25 protein-coding genes are annotated in these 24,523 nt (G+C 68.5%); 13 read left to right on the top strand and 12 right to left on the bottom strand.

Annotated elements, in window-relative coordinates; genetic code table 11:
* Nucleotides 1–5 precede the first annotated feature (5 nt).
* On the top strand, nt 6–515 hold the full coding sequence (locus AS97_RS35525) for a hypothetical protein (protein WP_210566320.1): 510 nt from the start codon (nt 6–8) through the stop codon (nt 513–515).
* A 73-nt stretch (nt 516–588) separates the two neighbouring features.
* Here the strand turns inward: AS97_RS35525 and AS97_RS35520 are convergent, their stop codons facing one another.
* The 8 genes from AS97_RS35520 to AS97_RS35485 form a co-directional block, all read right to left on the bottom strand.
* Entirely contained in the window at nt 589–1,389 is an 801-nt protein-coding gene (locus AS97_RS35520; RefSeq protein ID WP_210566319.1) for a class I SAM-dependent methyltransferase, read from the bottom strand.
* Between the two features lie 38 nt (nt 1,390–1,427).
* Entirely contained in the window at nt 1,428–2,297 is an 870-nt protein-coding gene (locus AS97_RS35515) for a phytanoyl-CoA dioxygenase family protein (protein ID WP_210566318.1), read from the bottom strand.
* Complete coding sequence (locus AS97_RS35510) at nt 2,294–4,435, bottom strand: phosphoketolase (protein WP_210566317.1); 2,142 nt, start codon at nt 4,433–4,435, stop codon at nt 2,294–2,296. Before AS97_RS35510 ends, AS97_RS35515 begins: the two co-directional genes overlap by 4 nt.
* 3 nt (nt 4,436–4,438) lie before the next feature.
* The gene (locus tag AS97_RS35505; RefSeq protein WP_210566316.1) at nt 4,439–5,593 is read right to left on the bottom strand and encodes a hypothetical protein; all 1,155 of its coding nucleotides are present in this window, start codon (nt 5,591–5,593) and stop codon (nt 4,439–4,441) included.
* Nucleotides 5,593–6,315 carry an HAD family hydrolase gene (locus AS97_RS35500; RefSeq protein ID WP_247204592.1) on the bottom strand — a complete coding sequence of 241 codons (723 nt, stop codon included), beginning with the start codon at nt 6,313–6,315 and terminating at the stop codon, nt 5,593–5,595. The genes AS97_RS35505 and AS97_RS35500 overlap by 1 nt, the downstream gene beginning before the upstream one ends.
* Nucleotides 6,312–7,367, bottom strand: coding sequence for an enolase C-terminal domain-like protein (locus AS97_RS35495; RefSeq protein ID WP_247204591.1), 1,056 nt, complete (start codon nt 7,365–7,367; stop codon nt 6,312–6,314). The genes AS97_RS35500 and AS97_RS35495 overlap by 4 nt, the downstream gene beginning before the upstream one ends.
* A 128-nt stretch (nt 7,368–7,495) precedes the next feature.
* Nucleotides 7,496–8,560 (bottom strand): radical SAM protein, encoded by a 1,065-nt coding sequence (locus tag AS97_RS35490; protein ID WP_210566314.1) that lies wholly within the window; start codon nt 8,558–8,560, stop codon nt 7,496–7,498.
* A gap of 82 nt (nt 8,561–8,642) precedes the next feature.
* Complete coding sequence (locus AS97_RS35485) at nt 8,643–9,065, bottom strand: ATP-binding protein (RefSeq protein ID WP_210566313.1); 423 nt, start codon at nt 9,063–9,065, stop codon at nt 8,643–8,645.
* A gap of 672 nt (nt 9,066–9,737) precedes the next feature.
* On the opposite strand from AS97_RS35485, the gene AS97_RS35480 reads away from it, so the two are divergent.
* The gene (locus AS97_RS35480; RefSeq protein ID WP_210566312.1) at nt 9,738–10,838 is read left to right on the top strand and encodes a hypothetical protein; all 1,101 of its coding nucleotides are present in this window, start codon (nt 9,738–9,740) and stop codon (nt 10,836–10,838) included.
* A 188-nt stretch (nt 10,839–11,026) separates the two neighbouring features.
* On the opposite strand, the gene AS97_RS35475 is transcribed toward AS97_RS35480, so the two are convergent.
* From AS97_RS35475 to AS97_RS35460, 4 genes are all read right to left on the bottom strand, one after another.
* A complete protein-coding gene (locus AS97_RS35475) occupies nt 11,027–11,440 on the bottom strand; it encodes a hypothetical protein (protein WP_210566311.1) in 414 nt (137 codons plus the stop codon).
* Nucleotides 11,441–12,144: 704 nt separating this feature from the next.
* Entirely contained in the window at nt 12,145–12,678 is a 534-nt protein-coding gene (locus tag AS97_RS35470; RefSeq protein ID WP_210567350.1) for a GNAT family N-acetyltransferase, read from the bottom strand.
* 328 nt (nt 12,679–13,006) lie between these two features.
* On the bottom strand, nt 13,007–14,248 hold the full coding sequence (locus tag AS97_RS35465) for a helix-turn-helix domain-containing protein (RefSeq protein ID WP_210566310.1): 1,242 nt from the start codon (nt 14,246–14,248) through the stop codon (nt 13,007–13,009).
* An 84-nt stretch (nt 14,249–14,332) separates the two neighbouring features.
* Nucleotides 14,333–15,457, bottom strand: a complete 1,125-nt coding sequence (locus tag AS97_RS35460) for a helix-turn-helix transcriptional regulator (protein ID WP_210566309.1) — start codon at nt 15,455–15,457, stop codon at nt 14,333–14,335.
* Between the two features lie 636 nt (nt 15,458–16,093).
* Here AS97_RS35460 and AS97_RS35455 point away from each other — a divergent pair.
* The 11 genes from AS97_RS35455 (at nt 16,094) to AS97_RS35405 (ending at nt 24,514) form a co-directional block, all read left to right on the top strand.
* Entirely contained in the window at nt 16,094–16,531 is a 438-nt protein-coding gene (locus AS97_RS35455) for an ATP-binding protein (RefSeq protein WP_210566308.1), read from the top strand.
* A 523-nt stretch (nt 16,532–17,054) separates the two neighbouring features.
* A complete protein-coding gene (locus AS97_RS35450; protein WP_247204590.1) occupies nt 17,055–17,357 on the top strand; it encodes a hypothetical protein in 303 nt (100 codons plus the stop codon).
* Between the two features lie 930 nt (nt 17,358–18,287).
* The gene (locus tag AS97_RS35445) at nt 18,288–18,980 is read left to right on the top strand and encodes an SAF domain-containing protein (RefSeq protein WP_210566307.1); all 693 of its coding nucleotides are present in this window, start codon (nt 18,288–18,290) and stop codon (nt 18,978–18,980) included.
* Nucleotides 18,977–19,819, top strand: coding sequence for a hypothetical protein (locus AS97_RS35440; protein WP_210566306.1), 843 nt, complete (start codon nt 18,977–18,979; stop codon nt 19,817–19,819). Before AS97_RS35445 ends, AS97_RS35440 begins: the two co-directional genes overlap by 4 nt.
* Nucleotides 19,816–21,159: an ATPase, T2SS/T4P/T4SS family gene (locus AS97_RS35435; protein WP_210566305.1), complete on the top strand. Its 1,344-nt coding sequence runs from the start codon at nt 19,816–19,818 to the stop codon at nt 21,157–21,159. The genes AS97_RS35440 and AS97_RS35435 overlap by 4 nt, the downstream gene beginning before the upstream one ends.
* Nucleotides 21,160–21,392: 233 nt before the next feature.
* Nucleotides 21,393–22,067 carry a type II secretion system F family protein gene (locus AS97_RS35430; protein ID WP_247204589.1) on the top strand — a complete coding sequence of 225 codons (675 nt, stop codon included), beginning with the start codon at nt 21,393–21,395 and terminating at the stop codon, nt 22,065–22,067.
* The gene (locus AS97_RS35425; protein ID WP_210566303.1) at nt 22,064–22,963 is read left to right on the top strand and encodes a type II secretion system F family protein; all 900 of its coding nucleotides are present in this window, start codon (nt 22,064–22,066) and stop codon (nt 22,961–22,963) included. Before AS97_RS35430 ends, AS97_RS35425 begins: the two co-directional genes overlap by 4 nt.
* 58 nt (nt 22,964–23,021) lie before the next feature.
* Nucleotides 23,022–23,222 carry a hypothetical protein gene (locus AS97_RS35420; protein ID WP_014055881.1) on the top strand — a complete coding sequence of 67 codons (201 nt, stop codon included), beginning with the start codon at nt 23,022–23,024 and terminating at the stop codon, nt 23,220–23,222.
* Nucleotides 23,223–23,226: 4 nt separating this feature from the next.
* Nucleotides 23,227–23,643, top strand: a complete 417-nt coding sequence (locus AS97_RS35415) for a TadE family protein (RefSeq protein WP_210566302.1) — start codon at nt 23,227–23,229, stop codon at nt 23,641–23,643.
* A complete protein-coding gene (locus AS97_RS35410) occupies nt 23,640–24,074 on the top strand; it encodes a TadE/TadG family type IV pilus assembly protein (RefSeq protein ID WP_282615703.1) in 435 nt (144 codons plus the stop codon). Before AS97_RS35415 ends, AS97_RS35410 begins: the two co-directional genes overlap by 4 nt.
* A gap of 14 nt (nt 24,075–24,088) precedes the next feature.
* Entirely contained in the window at nt 24,089–24,514 is a 426-nt protein-coding gene (locus AS97_RS35405; protein ID WP_247204588.1) for a pilus assembly protein TadG-related protein, read from the top strand.
* Nucleotides 24,515–24,523 lie beyond the last annotated feature (9 nt).

Genomic DNA, 24,523 nt, shown 5'->3' with positions numbered 1-24,523 from the left:
CTCCCATGACCACCACTCCCGCCGACCCCGACCCGACCATGGAAGCCATTGGCCACGCCGTCACCGAAGGCCGCCTCGGCAACGTCGCCTCCGCCCGTCACCAACTCCTGCGTCTGTGGACCACGATCGGGGTCGCCGGCGACCCACTGCACCGCTGCACCCTCGCGCACTACCTGGCAGACCTCTACGAAGATCCCGCCCAGGCTTTGGCCTGGGACATCCGAGCCCTGGACGCCGCCGACACCGTGACCGAGCAACGCGTACAAGAGCATCACGCCAGCCTCCATATCGCGGGCTTCTACCCCTCCCTGCACCTCAACCTCGCGGACAGCTACCGCCGACTCGGAACCTTCGACACCGCCACCGAGCACATCGACGCAGCCAAAGAGCACGCCCCCAACCTCCCCCAAGGCCCTTACGGCGACACGATCCGTACCGCCATCGAGCAGGTCGCCGAAGCCATCAGCCGGCGGGACACCACACAGCGTGTCTCCGCCCCGGGCCCCACTGCATGAGACGCAAGAACGCGTCGCTCACCGTCGAAGGCAGACGTCGACTCATACAGGCCAGGTAGCAGCAAGCATGTTGTCAAGGGCGGGTGGCGATGATGGCCTCGGTGCGTACGAGTTCCTCGAAGCGGCCGTCGGGGTTGAAGTCGGTGAGGGCTTGGCGCAGGTGGCGTTCGAAGGCGTCCTTGCGGTCGCCGAGCTGGGCGGGGCTGGAGTAGCTGTAGGAGAACTGCAGGCCGACGACCTCGTCCAGTGTGCGGGTGACGGTGCGGTCCCAGTGGGCGGTTTCGACGGTGGAGAACGGGGAGCGGGCCAGCATGTCCTGGTGGCGTTCTTTGGGGTGGGTGTAGGTGCTCGATCCGGCCCGGCGCGCGGGGCCGAGGTAGCGGGTGCGGACGCCGGTGATGACCTGGAGCCAGGGGGCGGGCTCGATGTCGCCGGGGGCGCCGCCGGAGGCGAGGACGACGGCCCCGTTCGGTTCGATGAGCTGGTCCAGGTCGCGCAGGGTCTGGTCGCGGTCCATCCAGTGGAAGGCGGCGCCCATCACGGTCAGCAGTACCGGTTGCAGGCCCATGCTGAGCAGGGTGGTGGAGTCGCCGCGTCGCCAGTCGATGTTGGTGATGTCCTGCTGGGCGGCGAGTTTGCGGCCTTCCTCGAGCATGCCGGGCTCGGGGTCTACGGCGGTGACGTGGCCGACGAGCTTGGCGAGAGGGAGGGCTAGCACGCCGGTGCCGGTGCCCAGGTCCAGGATGCGCTGGGTGCCGTCCAGGGCGAAGCGCGCGGCCAGTGCGTTGTAGAAGGCTTGGGCGTAGCCGGGCCGGTAGCGGGCGTAGTAGGGGGCGGTGGAGGGAAAGAGCTCGTCAGGCGTGTAGTGGGTCATCTCGTCAGTCCTTTCTGCTCTATTGGCTGAGGGCGCGGTCATCTCGGAGAACGAGCCGGGGTCCGGTTCAGGTGTTGCCACCACGTGCGCAAGGGGGTTCCTCCGGCGCCTTCGTGTGCGATGGAGCCGTTGGGGTGGCGGTCTGGTTGGCCGAGCAGTTGCCGCTCGATGTCGGTCAGGTTCTCGCGGCCCAGGAGCTGGGGCGCGGGGTCGTCGACAGGGGCGAGCCAGCGGTAGCCGTACTGCATCATCACCGCGAGGCGCGGGTGGCCGCAGGTGTTCAGGCCACCGGCGTGCCAGGTGCGGTTCTCGAACAGCAGCACGTCCCGCGGTCCGATGTCGGGGGTGATCGCGCCGGGTGGGTCGATGGCTCCGGCCGGGACGGTGACTGGGCCGGTTTCCGTGTGGCTGCCGGGGAGGATCATGGTGACGCCGGCATCGGGGGCGAGTTCGCTGAGGAAGTACGCCGCCTTGACGGACAGGCGGGGGACGGTGCCGGTGCCGAGGTCTCGGGTGGCGGTGCTCATGTCGCGGTGCCAGCCGTGCCGCTCGGGGACGCGGATGGTGCGGGTGGCGCCGGACGGTATGGAGGGCATGTAGATCAGGTTGCTGGACATCAGATGCAGATTCGGGCTGAGTAGCGCGACGAGGGTGGGCAGCACCTTGGGGTTGGTGACCAGTGGCAGGAAGGTGTCGTCCATGGCGACGATGCCACGGAAGCCGTCCTTGCCGTCGGCACTGCGGTCCCGCCCGAGTGTGCGGTCGTCGGCGAGCAGCCGTGTCGCCGCGCTCGCGGCCTGCTCCCGCCACTCGGATGAGATCACTTCGCGAAGGACCACGAAGCCTTCGTGCTCGAAGACGCTCAGGACTTCCGGGTCGGGCGGGGAGGCCGTATCGAGGGTGGTCATCCGCGGTGCTCCTTGATCATGAGGGCCGCGCGGGCTGACAGGGCGGCTGCGGAGAGGCCGCAGTGTTCGAGCAGGCCCTCGGGCGTGGTAGGGCGACCGGGCTCCTGGTAGCCGACGACGTGGAATCGGCTGGTCTCCTCGCGGGCGGCCAGCAGCGCGCGGACCGTGGAGGGACGGGTGGGGACGGCCATCAGGACAGGGGTATCGGTGCCGAACAGGCGGCTGAAGGTCTGGTTGGTTAGGGCGTAGGGCCAGCGCGGGGCCGGGCCGAGGACCGCGAGGTCGTTGATGTGCAGATAGCGGACTTTGACGTCGGGGTGCGACCGGCGCAGCAGCGTCGTGGCGGTGGACAACTCGCGTGCAGGGACATCCCCCGCCGAGGCGAGGACCAGATCGGGGAGGCCGCGGTGGCTCAGGTGAGGCCAGACGGCGGCACCGTCGGAGAGCTCGTCGCGGAACGGGGCGGGCGGGAACGAGGGGCCGGGATACTTGTCGGTGATCAGGAAGTTGACGCGGTCGCGGCTGGCGAGCATCAGCGCGAGCACGGCGGCGGCCCGCGTCGCGTCGGCTGGGGTGTAGACGTGTACGAACCCGTCCTCGCTCTCCAGTATCGACGAGACCAGGCCGGGATTCTGGTGGGTGTAGGTGTTGCGCCAGCCCAGTGAAGTGATCAGGTAGTTGACCGACGGCAGTCCGCCCTGGCCCGTGAGGTAGCGCAGGCGTCGGTGCTTGAGGTGCTGGATGAGCAGGCTGGTGTTGACCGGGGCGAAGGCTTCGTAGGTGGCCAGCAGCGCGTCCCGGCCGGTCTCGGTGTAGCCCTGGAGCCAGCCGTGGCAGATCTCCTCGTTCAGGATCTCGACGGCCCAGGGCGGCAGTGAGCCGCCGGTCGACAGATGTAGTCGGTTGGAGGTGATCTCGTCCGGGCTGAACAGGCGGAATGCGCCGGTCGTCGCGCGTTCGCGGATGACCGTGGACGCGTCCGGCCAGGGCCGGGAGTACTGGGGGTCTGGCGAGGCCGACGGCCCGGTCCTCTCCGGCTCGTGGGCCGGACCGGGCAGAGCCTGGCGGACCAGGTCGGTCGGACGACCCTGGGTGGTGAACAGTTCGGCCGGTCGGTAGGAGGCGAGCCAGGCTTCCAGCGCCTCGAACTCCGCCTCATCGCGGCGGGGGTCTTTCAGCGGAGTCTTGTGGACGGCCGGAGTTCCAGCGATCTGCCGCCCGGCCACCTGCTGCGGTCCGGTGTGCCCCTTCGGCATGGTCAGCACGAGCACCGGTTGCCGCCCGGTGGCGCCGAGTGGCCGCAGTCGGCTGAAGGCTTCGGCCAGTAGTCGGCGCAAACCAGGCAGGTCGGCACCGTTGTGGATCAGTGGTTCGTAGCCGAGGCCGGTGAAGTAGCCGCGTACCTCGTCCTCGCTCATGTCGGCCAGCAGAGAAGGGCCGCCCATCTTCATTCCGTTGGCCAGCACCACCGGCAGCACCGCCCCGTGGTCTCCGCTGCCGTGCAGAGCGCGGCGGGCGAGCCAGGCCGCCGCGGTCGCCCCGGTCTCCAACTCGCCGTCCCCGACCAGTGGGACGGCCAGTCGGTGCGGCGCGTCCAAAACCATGCCTTGGGCGACAGCGAGGGCGGGGCCGAGCTGTCCGCCGGTGTGCCGGACGCCGGGGATGAGTGGGGTGATCTCCCCGCCGAACCGTTCAGGGTGAGGAAAACCGGCGATCAGGGCCCGCAGTTCAGGCATCGACCAGCCGGGCCCGTCTCCGGTCAGGCACAGAGTGCCGTTGAGATAGGCATGGCCCAGCGCCGAGGGCCCGGCGTGCCCGGCGCCGTGCAGGATCAGCACCTCGCATCCGGCGGGCCGCCGGGCTGTGAGTGGCCCGAGGTGGGCGAGCATGTAGTTGACCGGCGGGCAAACTCCCCAGTGTCCGCAGGGGGTCTCCTTGACGTCCGTGGGCCGGAGCGGGCGGGCGAGACGGGGGTTGTCGATAAGGTAGAGCTGGGCGGCGGATACGTGGTTCAACGCTCGCCAGAAGGCGTCGATGGCTTGGTCGGGCACGGCTTCGGCAGCTTGCCGCGCGGCATGGCTCCAGTCGGGGAAGCCGGGCGGAGCTTGCTCGGCGGTGCGCGCGTGGGTCAGGGCCATGGGTCAGCTCCGGGCGCGGGTGGCGACCGCGTCGATGACGGCGGTGATACGGGCGGTACGGATGTCGGCGGTGGCCGATTCGCTGATCACGTGGAGCATCTGGGTCTGCTCATGGGCTGGCAGCGCCGACCAGTCCAGTCCGGTCCGCTCCAGGACGGCGGCCAGGTCATTGGGGATACCCCGGGCGGACTTCTCGCGGACGGTCTGGAGGACGAGCGGGACGCCGGGTCCCTTCATGCCGGTGGCCTCGTAGGGAATGCCGGCCTGGCCGTGCAACGAGATGGCGACGCCGGTGCGTGCCGTGCCGTCGGGGAAGGTCACCCGTAGCCGTCTGCCGCGCAGGCCGATCGGTCCGGCGCAGGGCAGTAGCAGCATGCCGCGGCCCCTGGCGCTGACAGGCCGGGCGAGAACGTGCAGCGTCTCGGCACCGACGGGCAGCGGCACCAGGGGGCGGTGATCCTGGAGCGGGGCCATGTGGTCGGGAGACGGGGGTTGAGTGACGGCGATGATCCCGCCTTCGCCGCCTCCGGCACGGCGGGTGGCCTTGTGGGTGAACAAGCAGCGGTCCACCGCTGCCAGCAGCTGGTCGGTGAAGACGTGCTTCCAGCCGTCGGGGCCGCGTTCGGCCGGCAGATGCTCGGCGGAGGCGAAGGTCAGTGCGAAGGAGACGCGGACCGGCAGCTCGTCGGCGAGCCGGTCCCGGAGGCAGGCGACGGCCCGGTGGAAGGTAGCCGCGTTATCCAGGGCGGCGGCGATGATGACCTCGTCACCGCCGAAGGTGGCCGCGCATCCGGCTTCCCAGGGCTGGGCACGGAACCAGCTGCGGGTGACGGCTCCGAGGCGGGCCATCACCTTGTTCCCGGCCAGGTGTCCGTAGGAGCCGGGGTCGGTGGCGTTGGCCTGCTCGACGTGGTTCTTGAGCCCGTCGACGTCCCCGATCGCCAGTCCCACCAAGCCCCCGCTGGTCAAGGTGGCCGCGAGGGCGCGGGGGATGTGGCTGTGGAAGTCGGGAAAAGCGACCAGACCGGTCACCGCGTCCTCACGGCTGCCGGTGCACCAGTCGCGCAGCGGCAGCTGTCCGGGGTCGAACAGCGGCACCGAGCTGGCCAGCGGGTCGTGGGCTGGTGCCTTCGGGCAGGGATTGCGGGTCGGGTCCATCAGCGGGTCTCCGAGGTCGTCGTCCGGGCCGGTGCGGTCCCGGCGGGTAGCAGCAGGGGCAGGGTGGTGAGTGTGTGGAGTCGGACGGTGCGAGTGGCCAGCGGCGGCACACAGGCCATGCGGCGGTCCAGCCAAGCGGTGTGCCAACCCGCCGCAGCGGCTCCGGCGACGTCCGCCCGGGGCGAGTCCCCGACGTGCAGGAGCCGGTTCGGGCCCAAGCCGGAGGCATCTTCGACGGCGGCGAAGGCCGCGCGCTCGGGTTTGACCGCCCCGGTCTCCGCCGAATAGATCACCTGATCCAGCAGTTTCCGGAAGGCTGGTGGAGGCTCGGTCGGGATGGATGAGCCGAGGCTGTTGGTCAGGGCGAACAGTGCGAAGCCCCGCTGCCGCAGCGCGGTCAGCGCCGGTTCGGCATCCTCGAACAGCTCCGGTTCGGCGGCCCGCTGCCGGGCCCGTTCCAGCACGTGGGTCAGCGGATCGGCCAAGGCAGGGCGGCCGAAGGCGGCGGCCAGATCACGGGCGAGGTCACCGGGGTTGATCCGGCGACGCTTTGCTTCGTGTGCCACCACCGCTCGGGCTTCATCCAGCGAGATGCCCAGCACCTGGGCGACCTGCCCGGTGGTCGGCTCGGCTTCGGTACGCACCAAGGTGCCGCCCAGGTCGAAGCAGACGCCGCGTACCCCTTCCCAGAAGGTCCGGCGCAACCGGTGGTGGGCGATCACGAGCCCGTCACCTCCAGCACCGCCGTCTTCTCCGGCAGTGTCGGGATATCGGCGAGCCCCGCGGCAGTGCGGACCGGCAGCATCCCGTCTTCGACGTGGACAGGGGCGGAGAAGATCTGCTGCCGCAGCGGCTCCAGCGTCAGGTGCCACTCGACGGCCGGGATCGTGTCACGGCAGCACGCTCCGGCCAGGGCCAGGCCGGCGGACAACCCGTCGCCGTGCGGAAAGGTCGCCATGCCCAGGTCCGCAGCGAGCTCGGTGGTGTGCATTGACCGGGTCAGCCCGCCCGACCAGCCCGGATCGACCTGCCAGACATCCACCTGCCCACCAGACAACATGCGGATCTGCTCGGCCTCGTCGACAGCGTGCTCGCCCGCCGCCAGTGGAACGCTCGTCCCGGCCGCCCGCAGTCGATGCCAGCCCCAGGAGCCGGGCGGCAGGAGCTCCTCGGCGAAAGTGACCTGAAGATCGGCCAGCACCGGCAGCAGCCACATCGCCTCGTCCAAGTGGCAGCGGCCCAGACCGTCGACCATGAACCGTCCCTCGCCCGCCGCCTCCCGTAACGGGCCGAGCGTCCTCGCGACCTCCCTCGGCCCGGCAAGGATCAACGGCTTGGTCAACGGCCACTTCTGACCCCAGAACCCCGCCTCCCTGATCCACGCCGCCGCCTCCGGAGCCGCGGCGTGCGCCGGGTCAAGACCGAGCGCGGAGGCGTAGGCGGGAACGGTGTCGCGGATCGTGCCACCCAGCAGGCCGGTCACGCTCAGCCCGGTGGCCCGGGAAAGCAGATCCCAGCAGGCCAGTTCCACCGCGGAGGTGGCCTGTCGGGCGTGCGCCCCGCAGCGATGCCGCCCAGCCTTCCTGCGATAGCCGAGGCGACGCGGTGCGGCGGCGTCATGCCCGATCAGCCCGGCGGCCAGGTCGTCCGCGACGATACGCAGAACGGCCTCGCCCACCGGGGCGTGCCACCCGGAAACTCCGTCACCGACCAGCTCGATGGCGAACCGGGTGCGGTACTCGGCCCAGGCAGGGCCCGCTGGCGGCTCACCCACGGCGGCGGCGACCGGCTGAGGAAGACCGGAAGGGAACCCGGCGGGCTGTGGGGATAGCCGCCACGCACGGACGGCGCGGACTACGGTCGTCCCGATCCCAGTGAGCGCGGGAGTGGTGGGCCGCGTCATCAGACCTTCGCTCCCGTCAATTCCTCCCCGGCGAAGGTGAAGCACCACGGGCTGCGGTAGTTCTGCCACCACTGTGGACGCAGCCCTGTAGGAGCGAAGAGCTCTTCCAGGCATTGGCGCATGGTCAGGTGCCACTCGATCGTCTCCGACCCGGGCGTGCGATAGATGTCCATGAACGCGTTGTGGGCCTGGTAGGTCTGGAACCGGGGGAAGGCGGTGGTGACCGGCACGAAGTCCTTGAGGTGCCTGATGGCGTCCTCGATCGGGTCCAGGCCGACGATGTAGGTGAAGTCGGCGGTGATACCCCGCTGCTTCGCTCGGCCCAGGGCGTCGGTCATCTCGGCCGGAGTGAGCTTGGCCTTGGACTCCTTGAGGATCTTCCGTCGTTCGGTGAAGCACTCGGCGGTCAGCGTGAGGTGGAACGGTCCCAGGTCGGCGGCGGAGTCCATGCCTTTCTCGCTGGTCAGCACGGAGGACAGGAAGTGCAGGGTGCCGGTGCATCCGTTCATGCCCATCGCCGTACGGACCTCGGCCAGGTGGTCGAGCGCGAGGTGCTCATGGAGGAAGCAGCCCGTACAAACCGTGACGGTCTGCACTGACGACAGATCCTCCATGTCGGAGTTCACGGCCAGCGCACCGAGGTAGTCGGACAGGTCCAATACCTTGATCTTCGGGTCGGACGCGTCTTCGAGGGTGTTGGGGCAGAACACGCAGCCGGTGCACTGGCTACGGGCATTGGAATTGAGGGTGAGCATCTTCGTGCCGTTGCGCCAGTAGCCCAGCACCGCGTCGTCGTCCTCGATGCCGTCGACTTCGCCGACCTTCTCGCCGTTCAGACGTAGTTCGTGCTCGTCCAGCTCGAACGGTGACTCCTGGCGGCCGAGCGAGAGGATCAGGAACAGCGGGGTGTCGGGACGGGAGTCCAGCCGCAGCCGGAAGCGCATGCGGGGCTTGGTCAGCGGGGACCGGGCGCCGGACGCGTTCAGCGCGATCAGCAGCACGTCTTCGGCGTTGATGTTCCACTCACGGGCCACCTGATCAAGGTGGCGGACGGATTCGAGCATGAGCTGTCCCTTTCACGTGGGGAGAGATGGTGTTCGGCAGCGTCGCTGTGGGCGCTTTCCGACGCGGGTGCCGTGCGGTGGATCAGGTGGCAACGCGAGCCAGGGGAAGGTGGATGACGATCCGTTTGCCACCTGTGCCGGCCTCCGAGAGGACCTCGGCTCGGCCATGGACTTCTCCCACCAGAGCGTTGACCATGAACAGACCGCGACCGCCGACGCTGTGGGCAGCGGGCAGGGGCTTCGGCTTGAGTGGATGGGCATCCGCGACGCTCAGCAGCAGTGCGGCATCATCCACGGCCAGGGTGACCGTGGCAGTCGGCGAGAGCACAGCCGCATGCCGCACCACATTCGTCACCAGCTCGCTGATGATCAGGCAGGCGGTGTCCACGACCCTCTTGGATATGCCCCAGTCAGTGAGGACCTTGGCAGTCTCGTGGCGGGCCGGCCGTACGTGCTCGGCCGTGGAGATCACCTGGAACTCGTGGTGCATCACAGTGCTGGACATCGTGGGGCTCACCCTCTCTCCGGGTGGCAGCCACCCGGACTGTCACCGAAGGTAAGGGTCCGAGCACACAGGGGTGTTCACGACGGTGAACTCACGACTTCCGATCTATGGACCGGGGTCGGTTCGCCCTCGTGGAACGTCCACGAACGTCCGCCGGGGAGCGGGGACCCCGTACGCGTGCCCAGCGCCCGGTCGCGTACGGCATCCGCTCAGACGTCGACAGGGGCGGACGATGGGGATCGGCCAGTGCCGCTCGTCGCCTCGTTCGCTCCGTCGTTCAAGGGAGTGGGGAGTTTCAACGAGCGTTGCGTGCGCTGTCGGCCGGGGCCGCCCGCTTGCGGAGTGTGCAGGCCGTGCGGGGCGGTCAAGGACGCCTTCGGCGGCCCGTTGCGCTGGGCTTCGCCCATCCTGGACAACTCGCCCGCCCCTGTACCTGGCTGGCTATCCGGGTGTGAGTAGTTGAGGTGCAGGGAATCCCGGTGAGATTGATCTAGCTGCGGCTTTCCTACTCCTGCTGGTCGCCGGCTTACCGCGCGGTCAGGATGCCCTGCAGGACGCGTGCGGGCGTCCCCAGCACGCCGAGCAAGGCCGGTGCCCGCGAACCCGAAACGCGCGTGCCCCAGCTGGGCCGCCCCTCTATCCTGGCCCGTTGTCCACCTGGAGATAGACGCCATGACCGCCCTGACAGACCCGCTCACCGAGGAGCAACGGCTCCTCCTCGACATCGCGTGGACGACGTTCGTCGAACACGAGCGCTTCCCCAGCTTTTTCCACGTCGCCTACCGCATGCGCAAGCACGGCCACGACGCCTCGAAGGTCCTCTACAGCTTCCCCGTGATCGGCCACGACCAGGTCTCAAACGGCTACCGGGCCGTCGGGTGGTGGGGGCACGGCTACACCCCGCAGTCCGACGGGCCGGTGTACCTGACCATGGCCGGGCTCTACCACCTGCAACACGACCAGATGGCCCGCGACCTTGCCCGCGGCCTGCTGGCGTACATGCAGCAGATGACCTGGGAGCAGGACAAGATCCTCGACAGCCCCTTCGACCTGCCCAACGTCGACGTGAACCTCGGCGACGTCCTGAAGGAGATCGACGGAGCCGGTCCCCTCGTGGAGCGCATGGCGCAGATCGCCGACCGCGAGTGGCCCGGTATCCGCTTCAACAAGACGACCCTCACCGGCCAGCTCGGCGCGCTGCCGGCCGCCGACTGCGACACCCTCGACCTCTACCTCGCCGACGTCGCCGCCCACCTGTCGCCGCCCGCGCCGCCGGAGGCGCTGTCCTTCACCGAGCCGCGCGCCGTGTTGCGCGCGCTGAACTTCCTCGACGTCACCTACGAGCTGGTCTTCGGCGAAGCCCTCGTCGTCCCGCCGCCCATGGACCGCTCCAGCCTCCTCGCCCTGGACGTCGACGACGAAGCGGCCTACAACTCCGGGCTGGTAGTCCTGACCGACATCCTGCGCGACTTCAAGGTGCCCGGCCGCAACCCGGGCTCGGGCCTGCTGCGCCTAGAGGAACATCTCGCCGACAAGCTGCCCGCGCTCGACCGCGACGCGGTCCACCAGGCCGTGCAGCTCCTGGACCAGATCCGTGTCATCCGCAACTCGGCCGTCCACCCCAAGCCGCGGCCGGAACTCGCCGTTGCTCACTATGCGCTTGGGCTGCGCTTCCCGGTCCGCGACTTCACCGCTGCCTGGGACAGCGTACGCGCGCACGCCGAGCGGGCCGTGAGCAGCCTGCAGGAGGCGATCCAGTCCGCCAGGCCCTGACGGCGGCCGCCGTTGGTGGCAGGGACGAGCGGCTATGCCGCCTGGTCACCGGCGTGACCGGCGGCTTGCTGGCAGTACGAGTGGCCGTCGGTCCTGGCATACACGTACGGGCACCGGGGCGGGTCGGCCCGGAGGGTGCTCACAGTCACCAGCACCGTCCTTGCAGCCGTCCGCAGACCGTGAAGGGCTCAGGCCGTCGGCGCCGCCCTGAGCCCGTCGCCGAGCGCTGCGTGCAGCATGTGCACCTCTATCCGCCCGACCGCGGCCTCGTCGTCCTGGTCCACCTTGATGTAGTTCTCCCAGTCTCCGGCGATCCGCAGTAGCCCAGACAGCAGCTCGTGGTCGGCGGCGCCGTGCCGCCCTTCGAAGGGCGAGTACAGGACCGGCGACAGCGCCCGCCGTGCCCAGTCGGCGATGGTGGCCGGGTCCCCGTCGGGCACCCACTGGTAGTCGCACTCCCGGCCGATCTTGGCCAGCGCCTCCGTCAGCGGCTCGTACTCTGGACCGGGGCGCGGGTCGGCCGCGTGGCCGAGCGCGCCGGAGAACGCGCCGAGCAGCGCGAGGTCCGCTTCCGTTACCTCGGCCTTGGCCACGTACGCCACCGTTCCCACCGTCCTGGCCCACCAGCAGCAGAACGCCGTGCAGTTCGTCCTCCGTCTCCTCCACGAACTCCGGTGTCCCCTCCGGAAACGCGTCGAGCACCCGCAAGTACGCCTCGAAGACGTCCTCGACGACGACTCCAGGGATCGGCACACCCGCGGCGCCTGGGACCAGCGCGTTTCGGAGCGTCAGGAACAACGGGACCTGAAGCTCAAACAGGCTGGCCAGAGCGTCCGGCACGATGGGCAGCAGCAGGGCACGGGTGGGAGGCATCCGGCTCACTCTTGGTCAGGGGACAGTGTCAGGATGTCCCCTGATGCAAGCCTCCCAGTCCTGGCTGCTGGTGGTTCGCCGTTCCGGCCGACCGGTCAACCCGGGCTCCGGCGGGTTCGACCTCTTCGGAAGCCCAAGATCATCTCACCGGGACTTTCTGTACGCCAACTACTCACTACCGCTATCAGGCGGCTCCTCCCTTGTAGCCGTCCGCAGGTCAGACGGCCTGCGGGTGGGGAGATCCATCGAGCAGGTGTGAGGTCACCCCCGAGCGGCCTGTGCCCGTTTTCAGGGCTCTGGCCGCAGTTCCGTGAAAGCGCAGGTCAGCGGCGGAAATGTAACATCCTTCGCCTGGGTGTCCGCTCCGTGGCGATCAGTCGGGGACGTATCGACAGCGGTCGGCTGTCTGGTGATGATCGATAGCGCGGCCGGTTCACGCCTGGAACTCGGTGAGATCGATGGTGCGAACGCGCAGCGGATAGGCGTACACCGGGTGCGCTGTCTCTTGCTCGGGCACCATGCCGAGCTTTCGGATGACGTTCTCGGAGGCCTCGTCACCCACCCGGCTGATGCTGATGATGCGGTCGAGGCCGCGGTCCTGGAGCGCGAACTCCAGCGTGGCGTGAGCGGCTTCGGATGCGTATCCCTGGCCCCAGAACTGTGAGCCGAGCCGCCAGCTGATGGCCACGCCGGGCAGTACCTCCGGCAGGTACTCGGGCACGGACAGACCCGTAAAGCCGGCCAGTTCACCCGAGGCCAGCAGCTCGACGGCGAAGAGTCCGAATCCCTCCTCGTCCCACTCCTCCTCCCACCGCTCGATGGCCTCTGCTGTGTGGTCCTGGTCGCGCACCGAGCCGTCGTCAATCCAGCGCATGACCCGCGGGTCCGCGTTGATTTCCGCCATCGGCGCGAGGTCGGCGTCATACCAGCGACGGAGGAGGAGGCGAGGTGTGCGGATCTCGGTCATGGCGCCCATCCTGCCGAAGGCAACGGCCTCATCGGTAATCCGGCGCCGCCCGTGCCGCCGTTCCGGGACGCAAGGCATCAAGCCGCCTGCACCGCACACCGTGACGGGTGAAACATCGGGCCGACGGCCGGACAGATGACGTGCCACTTCGGCAGCGCGGTCGAGAGGTGAGATTCGATGGCAGCCTGTCACAGCACCAAGATCGTTCACGGAAACGCGGTCAGAGCCGTTTTCAGGAAGCTCCATCACGACTTCCCGCTCGCATGCGACTGGTGTGCTCAGGTACGCACGGGCCTGTGTACTCCGCCTCCGCAGAAGGCGCCCCTGGTCAGAGTGACAGGCCGATGCGGTGGGCCAGCCCCCGCAGGTCACGGGCGGCGCGGGTGGGCAACTGCCGATCAGCGAGATATTCGACGGTGTTTCGCACGGGCACGTTGGCGTGGATGCGCTGCGGGGCGATCTGTTCGGCGGTCAGCAGGGCGGCGACCGCCTCGGCTTCCCGGCCCCGCAAATGTGTCAACGACCGGCCCAGATCGGCATGGAACGCGGCCTGCCGCCCAGGAGCCTCCGCAAGGGTCTCGGGACGCACCCCGTCCTTCGCTTGCACGGCCTCGCCATGCAGGCCAAGGTCGGTGTTGAGGCTGACGTGGTGGATGCCGACGTTGGTGGGGCCGAAGTTCAGGTGCCAGGCCCGTGTCTCCCCCGTGCGGTCGGCAAGGTCGGCAGCCTCGGTGAGATGGCCGCGGACCTCTTCCGTACGGGTCTTGCCAGACCTCTTCCTGTCCTGGGTCAGGCAGGTGGCGGAGATCAAGTGGAGCTCGCCGAGCAGTGCATAGGCGTCCGGACTCGTCAGGTGGGCTTGGAGCGTGTTGACGGCGGCGGTGGCCTGGGCCAGAGCCTCGGTGGGGCTGCCCACCCCCATGAGCACATGGGTGTGGAAGAAACCGGATAGCGCGGAGTAGACCGGGTCATCCAATTCGGCGATCGCCTCAGCGGCGCGGGTGACGGCGATGAATGCCAAGTCGGTGTAGCCCAGGTTCTTCAGCAGCAAGGTGCAGCCCGGGTGGTAGGCATCCGCCAGCAGTTTCAGCAGCTCGTGCCGTGCGACGCCGTCGGCTGTCTCGGCTACCGCGTGCAGATCGGCCAACAGCGCCGGTAGCTTGGCAGCAAGGGCGCCGTACTCCGCCGCGTGATAAAGGCGGTTGGCCCGCTCTACGCGCGCGGCCAGCACCGCCGCCGGAACCTCCGGTGGGCGGCGGTCCGGCGGGGGGGGCATGGTCACGCCCATCAGCGCCAGCCGCAAAGCGGGGATCGCCTCGTGAGCCTCACTGGAGCGCGGGTCCGCCGGGGCGAAGGGCTGGCCGGTCAATTCGGATGGGGCGATCTGCAACGCCTCGGCGAAAGCGGTGATGAGACTGGAGCGGTCCAGCAGCCGTCGGCCGTTCTCCACCATCGACAGGTAGCCGACAGACACCCCGGCCAGGCCCGCCAAGGTGCGTAGGCTCATCCCGCGCTGGCGGCGGGCCGAGCGCAGCCGGTCACCGATCCTCCGGGCCTGCTCATCGTCCATAGCCCTCGCCTCAACTTCCGTGCGTCAGCCCTAGCGTAGGGCGAACTCCCGCTATCAGGGAACTTTCCGTCGAGTCGGGCGGTATCACCGCAGTCCGGCTCGCTCGGCCAGGTCCCGTATGGCTTCGGCCTGGGTAGTGGTGCGGTTGGTGAGTGCGACGATCAGGTCCCGCGCGAAGGGGGCAAGCCGCAGCCGCAGCGGTGCCTCCGCATCGGCCTCGGCGAGATGGATTGCTGCCTGATCGCTGCGGCCCTGACGAGCTTCGGCCGTCGCGGCAGTTATCAGCAGGCTGGTGCGATGGGCGCCGCCAAGCCCGGCCTGATCCGCCGCACGGGCGTGATCGGCGGCCTCGGCGGCATCGCCGAGCTCGGCGGCGACGGCGGCGCGGGCCGTGATCACCACGGCCGACTCCTGGGCATCGGCGGCCCGCGCACTCGCTGTGGCGAGGAACTTCTCCGCTTCCAAACGGCGTCCGGCCATCGCCTGGGCAACGGCGCCCAGAGCCGACAGCTCCCACCCGGTGTCGGCGTCCCCGGCCCGTGCGGCGCGAGTCAGCGCATGTTCCGGCAAGCCAAGGTCGATCAGCAGCCGCACCTCCTCGACCAGCACCGGTAGCGATTCGCGGGTGCGGAGGCGGGCTCTGTGCAGCAACACCCAAGCCAGGTCCTTGTAGCCCAGGCGCCGCAATAGCCCCGAGCTCAGCAGATGCGCCTGCACCCGCAGCCGGTTCGCCTCCTCCCGCTCTGCTGCAGAAGAAGCGATGACAACCGCGCGGTCCGTCACCTCGATGAGCTCCGGCAGCGCGAGCGCGAGTCGGCACTCATCTCCAGCGGCATCCGCCTGTGCGGCGGCGCGGGATCGTTCCGCCAGGTCCTCCAGCAGCATCCTGGGCGCCGTGTCCGGGTAGTGGCGGTGCAGGCAGCGCCGCAGGTGGAAGGCGGTCGCTCGAACCGCCGCATGGTCCTCTCCACGCGGCGTGTAGGGCTGGCCCGTGAGGTCCGCGATATCCAGTCGCAAGGCGGCAGCGAGCGCGGCCAGCCGACCGCGCCGGTCCATCCAGTTCCGGCCCGCCTCCAGCTCGGTGACGTAATCGAGCGCCAGGCCCGTGCGGGAAGCAAGCTCATCCGGGGTGAGTCCTCGGCGACGGCGCCACGTGGCCAAGCGGGCTCCGATCGGACCGCCACCGGTCGGCTCGTCCACCTCGCGCATCACCAGTTCGCTCTCATGCCCACTCACCACGACTTGCCCTCTGCCAGGACAAAGGCCCGCTCAACTCATCCATGGGAAGATCGCTTTCCCCATGGGAGGTCGCGTATGCGTGTCACGCGACACATTAGTCACACCGCTCAAGGCCACGCGCACCGGTATCGCAGTAGCCGTTCGAGGCCAGGCATTCCGCACCTTCAGCCCAGCGTCGCGTGAAGTCACGCCATGGACTTGCTTTGGCATAGGTGACCAGGAATTCCTTTGACTCGCGGATGCCCGGAGCGCGCTCGATAACCATTTTTGGGTCGCCCCTGCCATATACGTGAGAGGCGTATCAGCAAAGATAAGCGATCTCGTAGCCGACCAGCGAGAGCGTCGATTTCTCTGCCAGAAGGATTTTAAGTCGCAAGTCAGCGACATGCAGAGTTCACTCCACGGGGCTATTCCGCTCTAGCGCTGGTCCACGGTGTCGTGGCTACGCTCCATTCGCGAACCAATCGGAGGAATCCGCATGGCCGCAATCCTTTTCGTCGCCACACCACTCCTGTCGAGCGATACGAGCGCCATACAACTTGCGTCCAGAAACGCCACCCACAGCCCGTTGCTGCGGGCACCCCGAAAGACGCGAGGGATGCGGCCATGACGCAGATGAGAGACGGTGGTCAGGTATTGATTTGGCGCTGGAACGATAGAACCCGCCATGTCGCTTCACAAACCCGCGTTGCGCTGTGGTGCGCACTTCATGAGCTAGGGATCCCCGATGAGACCGTCGGGGACGCGGTGATGGCGGCATGGGAGCTCACAGCCAACGCTTTGGAACACGCGCACGGCCCGTACGAGATGCGCCTCCTTCGCAAGGGCCCCTCGTTTGTCTTCGAGATCGAAGACAGCGATCCGTTTCTACCGGCGTTGCCTTCATTCCGCAACAGCGGAGTGAAGGCCGATACGGAGCTGCCGGAACGAGGGCGGGGTTTGCTGATCGTGGAGGCGTTTGCTCGTGGCCGATGGGGATTCCGCCTGTCGGAGAGCGAGACAAAGGTCGCCTGGATGGCAATCTCTACCGCATCTGAGGACTGAAGCACCTCGATGGCGAAAGAGGCCCCTCACAATCTGATCCAACGACAAGCGCGGTCGCATGCGTTCACGAGAAGAACTTGGTCGTGGAGAATCAAGTTCTGCGTGCGGCCGCGCCTACATATTACTTGAGCGCGAACCACAACCGTAAGTGCGGCCGCAATATCACCTCAGGCGTCAATGCGATTGTCTTAGTTGCGCAGCGGCGGCGAAGCCTGGAGCAATCGGCCTGCTACTCTCTGCTTCGCTGTTGAATGGAAGGTGGGGGCCTGTGCGGAATCTTGAACATATGACAAGGCGCTGGATTCTTCCCGTAGCCATCGTGGTTGCCATCTTATGCGCGACCGGTTGTTCGGGAACGGACTCGGATGGCGCACCACCAACCACGCATGAGCCCTCAGCCTCGACCTCGAACAGTTCCTCGCACATCGCTCATGGGCCCGAGAGTGATGCCCGAGCGGCCTACCGTGCGATGTGGCGGGACCTGGCCGCCGCATCGACCACATCCGATGCAGGCTCTCCGCTGTTGGATGACCACGCGACAGGCGGAGCACTGGAACTGATGAAGTACGGCTTGAAGAAGGCCAAGACAGAGAAGGTCGTCGTCAAGGGAACGCTGCACGTTAATCCTGAGGTCGTCACGGCTGCCGCTCAGCAGGTGAAACTGCGAGACTGTGTGGATGGCACCGATTGGCTTCAGTACAGGCTTGACGGAAAGCTGAAGAACGATGTTCCGGGCAGCCACTTCAGGGCTGACGCTACGGTGCTGCGTAAGGGATCTGTGTGGAAGGTCTCGTATCTCTACATGCATGACGCCGGAACATGTTGACCGCGCGACGCGTTGGCGTTTGGACCATCGCCTCACTGCTTGGCGTCTTGGACGTCATGGTGACCGGGCCGTTCGCGCAAGCTGATGACGGACGAGGCATCTTTGGCGGGGTGAGTTGCGCGGCCGGCGGGTGCAAAGTGCGTGCCGAAAGTCGTGGCAGACATACGGTTGGCGTGAGCAGGGAGGGCATGGCCCATTCCCGAAGCAGTGCCTTGCAGCATAGGCGGAGTACTTCCGTCGAGTCGCCGACGGTAACGTCGGACGGGTGGGAGTACGGACTCGGTGACGGCTTGGGGATCTTGCCGCGTTTTGACGGTGGAAAGCCGAAAAGACCCAAGCGGAAGCATCACCAGAAGGTGCCGGTAGCGGTTGTTGCCCGGCGAGCTGTGGAGAGTTTGCAACTGCCGAAGCCTGCGATCCGGACGAGTCCGGATGAGGACTTCGTGCAAGTGGTGGGCGTGCCCACGTGGATGTGGGTGGAGCACGGTACGTGGGGGCCGGTGACGGAGACCGCTGTGGTGCCAGGTCTGAGGGTGACGGCGACGGCTCGGCCGCGTCAGGCGACGTGGTCGATGGGTGAGGGTGGCAGTGTCACGTGCACCGGACCTGGGACGGCGTACTCGGGAAAGTTCCGGCCAGATCGGCCGTCGCCTGATTGTGGTTATACCTACCGGAGATCGTCTTCAGACGAGCCGAGCCGGGCGTTCAAGGTATCGGTCCGGGTGTTGTGGGATGTCGAGTGGCATGGCGGCGGACAGACGGGGCGGGTGCCAGGGCTGGTGATAGCCACCGAGAGGCCGCTTGCGGTCGATGAGGTACAGGCTGTCGTCGTGCGCTGATGCCACGGCGGTACATGGGGTCTGTCGGAATGCATGCCGATGCCAATCAGTTCGTCTTCTTTCTCTTCCGGAGTGATTTGTGGGTGCCTCTATGTCACCTTCGCGCCCCCGAGGCGCGGGTAGCGGTCTGCCGGGTGCGCGCCGGTCTGATCCGCAGCAGCGGCCGGTTGCGGCGACCGGCGGGGTGCGGCGCAGACCGGGATGGGTGTGGGCAGGCGTGGGGACAGTGGTTGTCTCTGCGGTTGGTTTCGTGATGGTCGCTTCAGCGGTTGGGGGGCGGGAGAAGGTGTTGGTGCTGGCGCGGGATGTGCCGGTTGGGCACGTTCTCGCCGCGGATGATCTGCGTCAGGCGGAGGTGGCATCCGAGACTGGCGTGGTGTTGGCGGCGGACCGGGCGAGGGTGCTGGGACAGCGGGCCAAAGTTCCGCTGGTGGCCGGGTCGTTGTTGGCACCGGGACAGTTCGGAGGCGCCCGGGCCTTTCCGCCACGGGGGCAGTCGGAGGTGGCCTTCGCCATCGAGGTGGGCAATGCGTCGCCCGAGGTGGTGCGAGGTGACCGCGTCGCGGTGCTGGAGGGCCCGGGCGGGCCCGCGGGCAGGGGCGGTGAGGAGAAGGAGGATGTCGCCCCTGTCGTGGGGACGGTGACCGCCGCGAAGACCGCTGACTCTCCAGGTGGTCCGCGAGTGGTGACGGTCCTGGTGGAGACGGGGGCGGTGCGGCGGGCCGCTGGGCTGGAGCACCCGCGTGTGGTGGTGCTCCCCGCCGAGGGGCGGGAGGCGCCGTGAGGCGGTTGATCACGGTGGGGTCGGTCAAGGGCGCGCCGGGGGTGACGACGACCGTTCTGGCGCTGGCGGCTGTGTGGCCGGACCGGGCGGATCACGGGGTGCGGCCGGTGGTGGTCGAGGCCGACGTTTCGGGTGGGGATCTGGCCGTCCGGTTCGGGTGTCCGCACACGCCGGGGCTGTTGGATGTGGCCACCTCCGCCCGCCAGGAACAGCCGGGTTCGCTCCTGGCCGCGGCTACGGACCTGCCGTTCGGGGTCCGTGTGGTGGCTTCACCGGCGGGTGGCGGGGCGTGTGGAGAGGCGGTGCGTTTGGTGGCCGGCCCGGGTCAGCGTGTGCTGCGAGGAGATGAGAGCGACCGGGGAACAGTTCTGCTGGATATGGGCCGCATCGGCGACGATGCCTCGGGTGTGGTGGGGGCAGCTGAGGCGGTGGTGTTGGTGTCCCGGGGAGGGGCGGACGCGTTGGCGCATGCATACGCTCACCTTTCGGAAGCCGGGCCGCGCATGGAGCGGTACGTGCTGGCTGTGGTGGGTCCGTGCCCGTACGCGGCAGGGGAGATCACCGCGACGCTCGGTGTGGGCCGCGTGATCTTCCTGCCCTGGGACCCCAAGGCGGCTGACGTTCTGGCCGGCCGCGCTCGTTCGGCGCTGCGGGCCAGGGGGTGGAGGGCATCGCCGTTGATGGCGGCTGCGGGGGCTGCCGCACGGCAGCTGAGCGGCACCGACGAGGTGGTGACGAAGGGGCTGAGTGGTGATCTCGCGGGGCTGGGCGCCGTGCCACCCCCCGGCGGGCACCTCCGTCGAGCGGCGGGCCTGGCGCCGAAGGAGTCCGCATCATGAACAACACACTGGTCCAGCAGAGCCGCGGCGAGGAGCACAAGCTGGCCGCAGAGGTGCGCCAGCGCGTAGTAGCCCGCCTGGCCCACTACGCCGATGAGCGAGAAGCCGCGGGGCTGCCGCCGGAGACCGAGTCCCAGCGCCGCGCGACGGTGGGGCGCTTGGTGGACGAGGAGCTCGCATCGCTGGCCCGCGTCGCCCTCGCCCGGGGCGGTGGTGCAATGGGCCGCACGGCGGAGCAACGTATCGCGCAGGCTGTTATGGATGCGCTGTTCGGCAGCGGCACGCTGGAGCGGCTGCTGGCAGATGAGACGATCGAGAACATCTGTGTCAACGGGTGTGATGCGGTGTGGATCCGCCGTGCGGACGGCACCTGGCAGCCAGGTGCTCCAGTGGCGGCTTCGGACACCGAACTGATCGAACTGGTACGCACCCTGGCCGCGAGCGTAGACGGCGAGGAACGCCGCTTCGACCGCGGCGTACCCCGGCTGAATCTCCAGCTCCCCGACGGGTCTCGGCTGTTCGCGGTGATGGCCGTGACCGGCCGCGTTTCGTTGTCAGTACGCCGTCATCGGTTCCCTGCCGCGTCCATGGACGACCTGGTGCGCCTTGGAACGTGTGATGAGTCCATGGCCGGTTTCCTCTCGGCGCTTGTGCGGGCTCGGAAGAACATCATCATCGGCGGTGGCACCAACGTCGGGAAGACCACCGTGCTGAGGGCCCTCGCCTCACAGATCCCGCCGGCTGAGCGGCTGATCACCATCGAGGACACTTTCGAGCTCGGCCTCAACACCGATACGGCCTCTCACCCCAATGTGGTGGCCATGCAGGCACGGGAACCGAACATTGAGGGTCAAGGCGCGATTGACCAGGCGGAACTGGTGCGGTGGGGGCTACGGATGTCACCGGACCGTGTGATCGTCGGCGAGATTCGCGGCAACGAGGTCATCCCGATGTGCAACGCCATGAGCCAGGGCAACGACGGCTCCCTGTCCACCATCCACGCCTCGACCTCCCGAGGGGTGTTCACCAAGCTCGCCGCGTACGCCGCCCAGGCTCCCGAGAGGCTGTCGCTGGAGGCCACCAACCTGTTGGTGGCCTCCGCCGTCCACTTCGTCGTGCATCTGGGATGGGACGCGACGGGGAAACGCGTGATCGGTTCTGTGCGCGAGGTCGTCGACGCCGACGGGGCACAACTGGTCTCGAACGAGATCTACCGACCCGGGCCCGACGGCCGCGCTGTCCGGGCGACACCTTTGCGGGCTGAGACACTCCAGGACCTGATCTATGCCGGACTGGATGCCGAAGCGGCGGGCTTCACCTGGTGGGGAGCCGAACAATGACGCCAACGAGGCTGGGTGACACCGCGAGTGCCATCGCCGCCGTTCTCGGCGTCGCCTTCGGCACCGGCCTTCTCCTGATCATCTGTGGCGCCCTACGTCGACCCTCCTCCGAAGGATCGAGGGCAGGGTGGGGGCAGCGTTTGGCCCGTCGTCTTCCCGCGGGGTGGAACCAACGCCGCCTTACCGCCGCCGTAGTGGCGGGGGTGATGGTTGGAGCCTTGATGAGATGGCCCGTGGCAGCGGTACTGACCACTGCGGCACTTCTGACCCTCCCCGGTCTGCTCGGCCCTGATCGGGCAGCGGTTTTGCGGACGGAGCGGCTGGAAGCGCTCGCGTTGTGGACGGAGATGCTGCGCGACACCCTCTCCGCGGCGGCAGGGCTGGAGCAGGCTGTCCTGACCACAGCCGACATCGCGCCCACCGCTCTGCGGCGAGAGCTGAGCGCCTTGGCCGTATCGGTCCGCTCCGGCCGGCCGTTGCCCGCTGCCTTGCGGACCTTCGCTAACGACGCGGACGACCCGCTCGCCGATGTCGTGGTCGCCGCATTGGTGATGGCCGCCGAACGGCAGGCCAGCCAGCTCGCCGCTCTGCTGGGTGAGCTGGCCGACTCGGTGCGCGAACAGGTGGCCATGCGCCAGCGCATCGACGCGGGCCGTGCCAGCATCCGCACCGGCGTCCGCGTCACGGTTGCCGTCACCCTCGGCATGGCTGTTGGCTTGACCGTCTTCAACCGACCCTATCTGGACCCCTTCAACACCCTGACGGGCCAGCTGGTCCTGGCCGTCGTCGGTGCCCTGTTCGCGGCCTCCTTCACCTGGCTGTCCGCTATCGGCCGTGTACACGAACCCGTTCGCCTCATCGGCCACCACCCCGCCGAAGCCACGAACGACACGGGGAGGACACGATGATCACCGTCGTGCTGGGGAGCGTGTTCGGCGCCGGACTGGTCGCACTCACCTACGGCCTGCGCCCACCGCGGCCCGCGCTTGCGGACGTGATGGCCGCTCTCGACGCGATGTCCCCGAAGCGGGCCGATGCGATCGCACCGGACGAGGAGACGGAGTGGGCAACACGCCTCGGTCGTAGGGCCGTACCGCTGGTGCGGGCGCTCGGTTTCCCCACCGCTTCTCTACGCGCCGATCTTGCCACCTGCGGGCGGGATGTGGACAAGCACCTGGCGGGCAAGGCGACCTGCACTGCCACCGGTCTGGCCACACCGTGGATCGCGGTCGCCCTGACCCGGGTCGGCACGGGTGCCGACGCGGGCTGGTGGATGCCGCTGGCCGGATCACTCGTGTTCGCGGGAGTGCTGTTCTTCCTCCCGGACATCACCATGCGCAAGGCGGCAGCCGAACGCCGACGCCAGATGCGGCACACGCTCACCCTGATCCTGGACCTGACGGTGATCTCCCTGGCCGGCGGAGCCGGCGTGCAGCAGGCCCTGACCGACGCCGTCCAGGCACCCCACGGCTGGGCCGCATCCAAACTGCGTCATGCCTTGCGTGTCGCCCAGCTCACCCGGACCAGCCCCTGGCAGCACCTGGGCGACCTCGGACAACACCTACAGGTCAGTGATCTGACGGAACTCGCCGCCACGCTCAGTCTGGCCGGCACCGAGGGCGCCAAGGTCCGTGCCTCCCTGGCCGCGAAAGCGCGCGCCATGCGACGACGCCGACTCTCAGAAGCCGACGGGGCGGCCCAGGCAGCCACCGAGCAGATGTCCCTGCCCGTCGTGCTTCTCTTCGCCGCGTTTCTGCTCCTCATCGGCTATCCCGCCCTCGTGCACGTCCTCGCGGTGAGCTGACGAGCATGCCCTCAATCACCCCGCTGTACGCCTTCGGACGTTTTGGAGAACGCTCTTGATGCTCCACCCACGCCTGCAAGCAATTGCCGCCACACTGCGCAACCACACCGCCCTGGTACGCCGCCATGCCCGCGGTGACGCGGGCTACACCACCGAAACCATCGTGGTCACCGCGCTGCTGACCGTCCTCGCCCTCACCGTGGTCGGCATCATCGTCGCCAAGGTCCTCGCCAAGGCCCACTCCATCGACCTGGGATAAGCCGGTGAACCATCTGTTGCGCGTGCCGCGCGGATTCCGGGGCGACCGCGGCGCCGTGACCACCCAGCTGGTGGTCGTCGTTCCGGCGCTGCTGATGCTCACGTTGCTGATCGTCCAGTTCGCGCTGGCCTGGCACGCCCGGCACATCGCCCAGTACGCGGCCGAACGCGCCCTGGCCGCCGCACGGGTACAGCACGGCAGCGCGGCAGACGGCCACGCGCGAGGCGTCCGCAGCCTGACCCAGCTCGGCAGCCGTGTCCTCACCGCCCCGTCGGTAACGGTCCGCCGTACCGCCACGCAAGCTGTGGTGCGTGTGCAGGGGAGGGTGATGCCGGTTCTGCCGGGCTTGCATCTGACGGCCAGCGGCACGGCCTCGGGTGCGGTCGAGCGCATCACCACCCCCGCAGGAGGGCACGCGTGAACGAGGGAACGAGCGCTGCCCCGTCCTCGGCGGATCGCGGTTCGGCTGCCGTGGAACTCGTCCTGGTCACCCCGCTGCTCCTGCTCGTTCTTATGATGGTCGTCGCTTTGGGGCGTCTGGCCGACGCCCGACTCGTCGTGGCGGACACCGCTCACCAGGCCGCCCGGGCGGCCTCCCTCGCCCGCACCGAAGCCGCCGCCCGCACCGGCGCCCGGCGCACCGCGCAGACCGCGCTCCATCACGCGGGGGCCGGATGCGAGCACCCCACGGTCGCGCTCATCACCAGCGGACTCCAGCCGGGTGGCACCGTCACCGCGAAAGTCACCTGTACCGTCGCACTTCACCACCTCACCCACACCGGCATGCCGGGCCGGGTGAGGGTGAGCGGCACCGCCTCCTCCCCGGTGGACGTGCACCGGAGCGCACCGTGAAACCCTCAGCGTCCTTGAGAGTTGTCCGCGAGACGGTGGCGACGAATAGAGACCGGGGGCAGGTCACCGCGTTCGTGATCGGCGTGGTGGCGGCGCTGTGGCTGTTCGCCGGGATCGTCGTCGACGGCGGACTGGCTCTGGCCGGAAAGGCCCACGCGCTGGACGTGGCGCAGGAGGCGGCCCGGACCGGTGCCCAGCAGCTCGATGTCGGCCGACTCCGCAGCGCGGATGACATCCGGCTTTCGAATGGCAAGGCCACCCGGGCCGCCACTTCGTACGTCGCCGCCACCGGTGACACCGGCAGGGCCACGGTTCACGGCGATGAGGTCACTGTGTGGGTCACCCACCACCAGCCCGCCCAGATCCTGCGGGTGATCGGCGTACGCACGCTGACCGTCACCGCCCGTGCCACCGTGCGTGCCGAACGCGCCAACCCGTAGCGCACTTGT

Source organism: Streptomyces sp. AgN23 (genome assembly GCF_001598115.1).
GTDB classification, from domain to species: domain Bacteria; phylum Actinomycetota; class Actinomycetes; order Streptomycetales; family Streptomycetaceae; genus Streptomyces; species Streptomyces antimycoticus.
Note: the sequence above shows the minus strand (reverse complement) of the source record. Positions and strands in the feature narration are given on the sequence as shown.

What these genes read in the sequence shown, in the direction of transcription:
- AS97_RS35525 (WP_210566320.1), top strand. Translation starts at nt 6, where the DNA reads ATGACCACCACTCCCGCCGACCCCGACCCGACCATGGAAGCCATTGGC.
- AS97_RS35480 (WP_210566312.1), top strand. Translation starts at nt 9,738, where the DNA reads ATGACCGCCCTGACAGACCCGCTCACCGAGGAGCAACGGCTCCTCCTC.
- AS97_RS35435 (WP_210566305.1), top strand. Translation starts at nt 19,816, where the DNA reads ATGAACAACACACTGGTCCAGCAGAGCCGCGGCGAGGAGCACAAGCTG.
- AS97_RS35490 (WP_210566314.1), bottom strand. Translation starts at nt 8,560, where the DNA reads ATGCTCGAATCCGTCCGCCACCTTGATCAGGTGGCCCGTGAGTGGAAC.
- AS97_RS35505 (WP_210566316.1), bottom strand. Translation starts at nt 5,593, where the DNA reads ATGGACCCGACCCGCAATCCCTGCCCGAAGGCACCAGCCCACGACCCG.
- AS97_RS35465 (WP_210566310.1), bottom strand. Translation starts at nt 14,248, where the DNA reads ATGGACGATGAGCAGGCCCGGAGGATCGGTGACCGGCTGCGCTCGGCC.
- AS97_RS35455 (WP_210566308.1), top strand. Translation starts at nt 16,094, where the DNA reads ATGACGCAGATGAGAGACGGTGGTCAGGTATTGATTTGGCGCTGGAAC.
- AS97_RS35515 (WP_210566318.1), bottom strand. Translation starts at nt 2,297, where the DNA reads ATGACCACCCTCGATACGGCCTCCCCGCCCGACCCGGAAGTCCTGAGC.
- AS97_RS35420 (WP_014055881.1), top strand. Translation starts at nt 23,022, where the DNA reads ATGCTCCACCCACGCCTGCAAGCAATTGCCGCCACACTGCGCAACCAC.
- AS97_RS35425 (WP_210566303.1), top strand. Translation starts at nt 22,064, where the DNA reads ATGATCACCGTCGTGCTGGGGAGCGTGTTCGGCGCCGGACTGGTCGCA.
- AS97_RS35460 (WP_210566309.1), bottom strand. Translation starts at nt 15,457, where the DNA reads ATGCGCGAGGTGGACGAGCCGACCGGTGGCGGTCCGATCGGAGCCCGC.
- AS97_RS35485 (WP_210566313.1), bottom strand. Translation starts at nt 9,065, where the DNA reads ATGTCCAGCACTGTGATGCACCACGAGTTCCAGGTGATCTCCACGGCC.
- AS97_RS35470 (WP_210567350.1), bottom strand. Translation starts at nt 12,678, where the DNA reads ATGACCGAGATCCGCACACCTCGCCTCCTCCTCCGTCGCTGGTATGAC.
- AS97_RS35510 (WP_210566317.1), bottom strand. Translation starts at nt 4,435, where the DNA reads ATGGCCCTGACCCACGCGCGCACCGCCGAGCAAGCTCCGCCCGGCTTC.
- AS97_RS35445 (WP_210566307.1), top strand. Translation starts at nt 18,288, where the DNA reads ATGTCACCTTCGCGCCCCCGAGGCGCGGGTAGCGGTCTGCCGGGTGCG.
- AS97_RS35520 (WP_210566319.1), bottom strand. Translation starts at nt 1,389, where the DNA reads ATGACCCACTACACGCCTGACGAGCTCTTTCCCTCCACCGCCCCCTAC.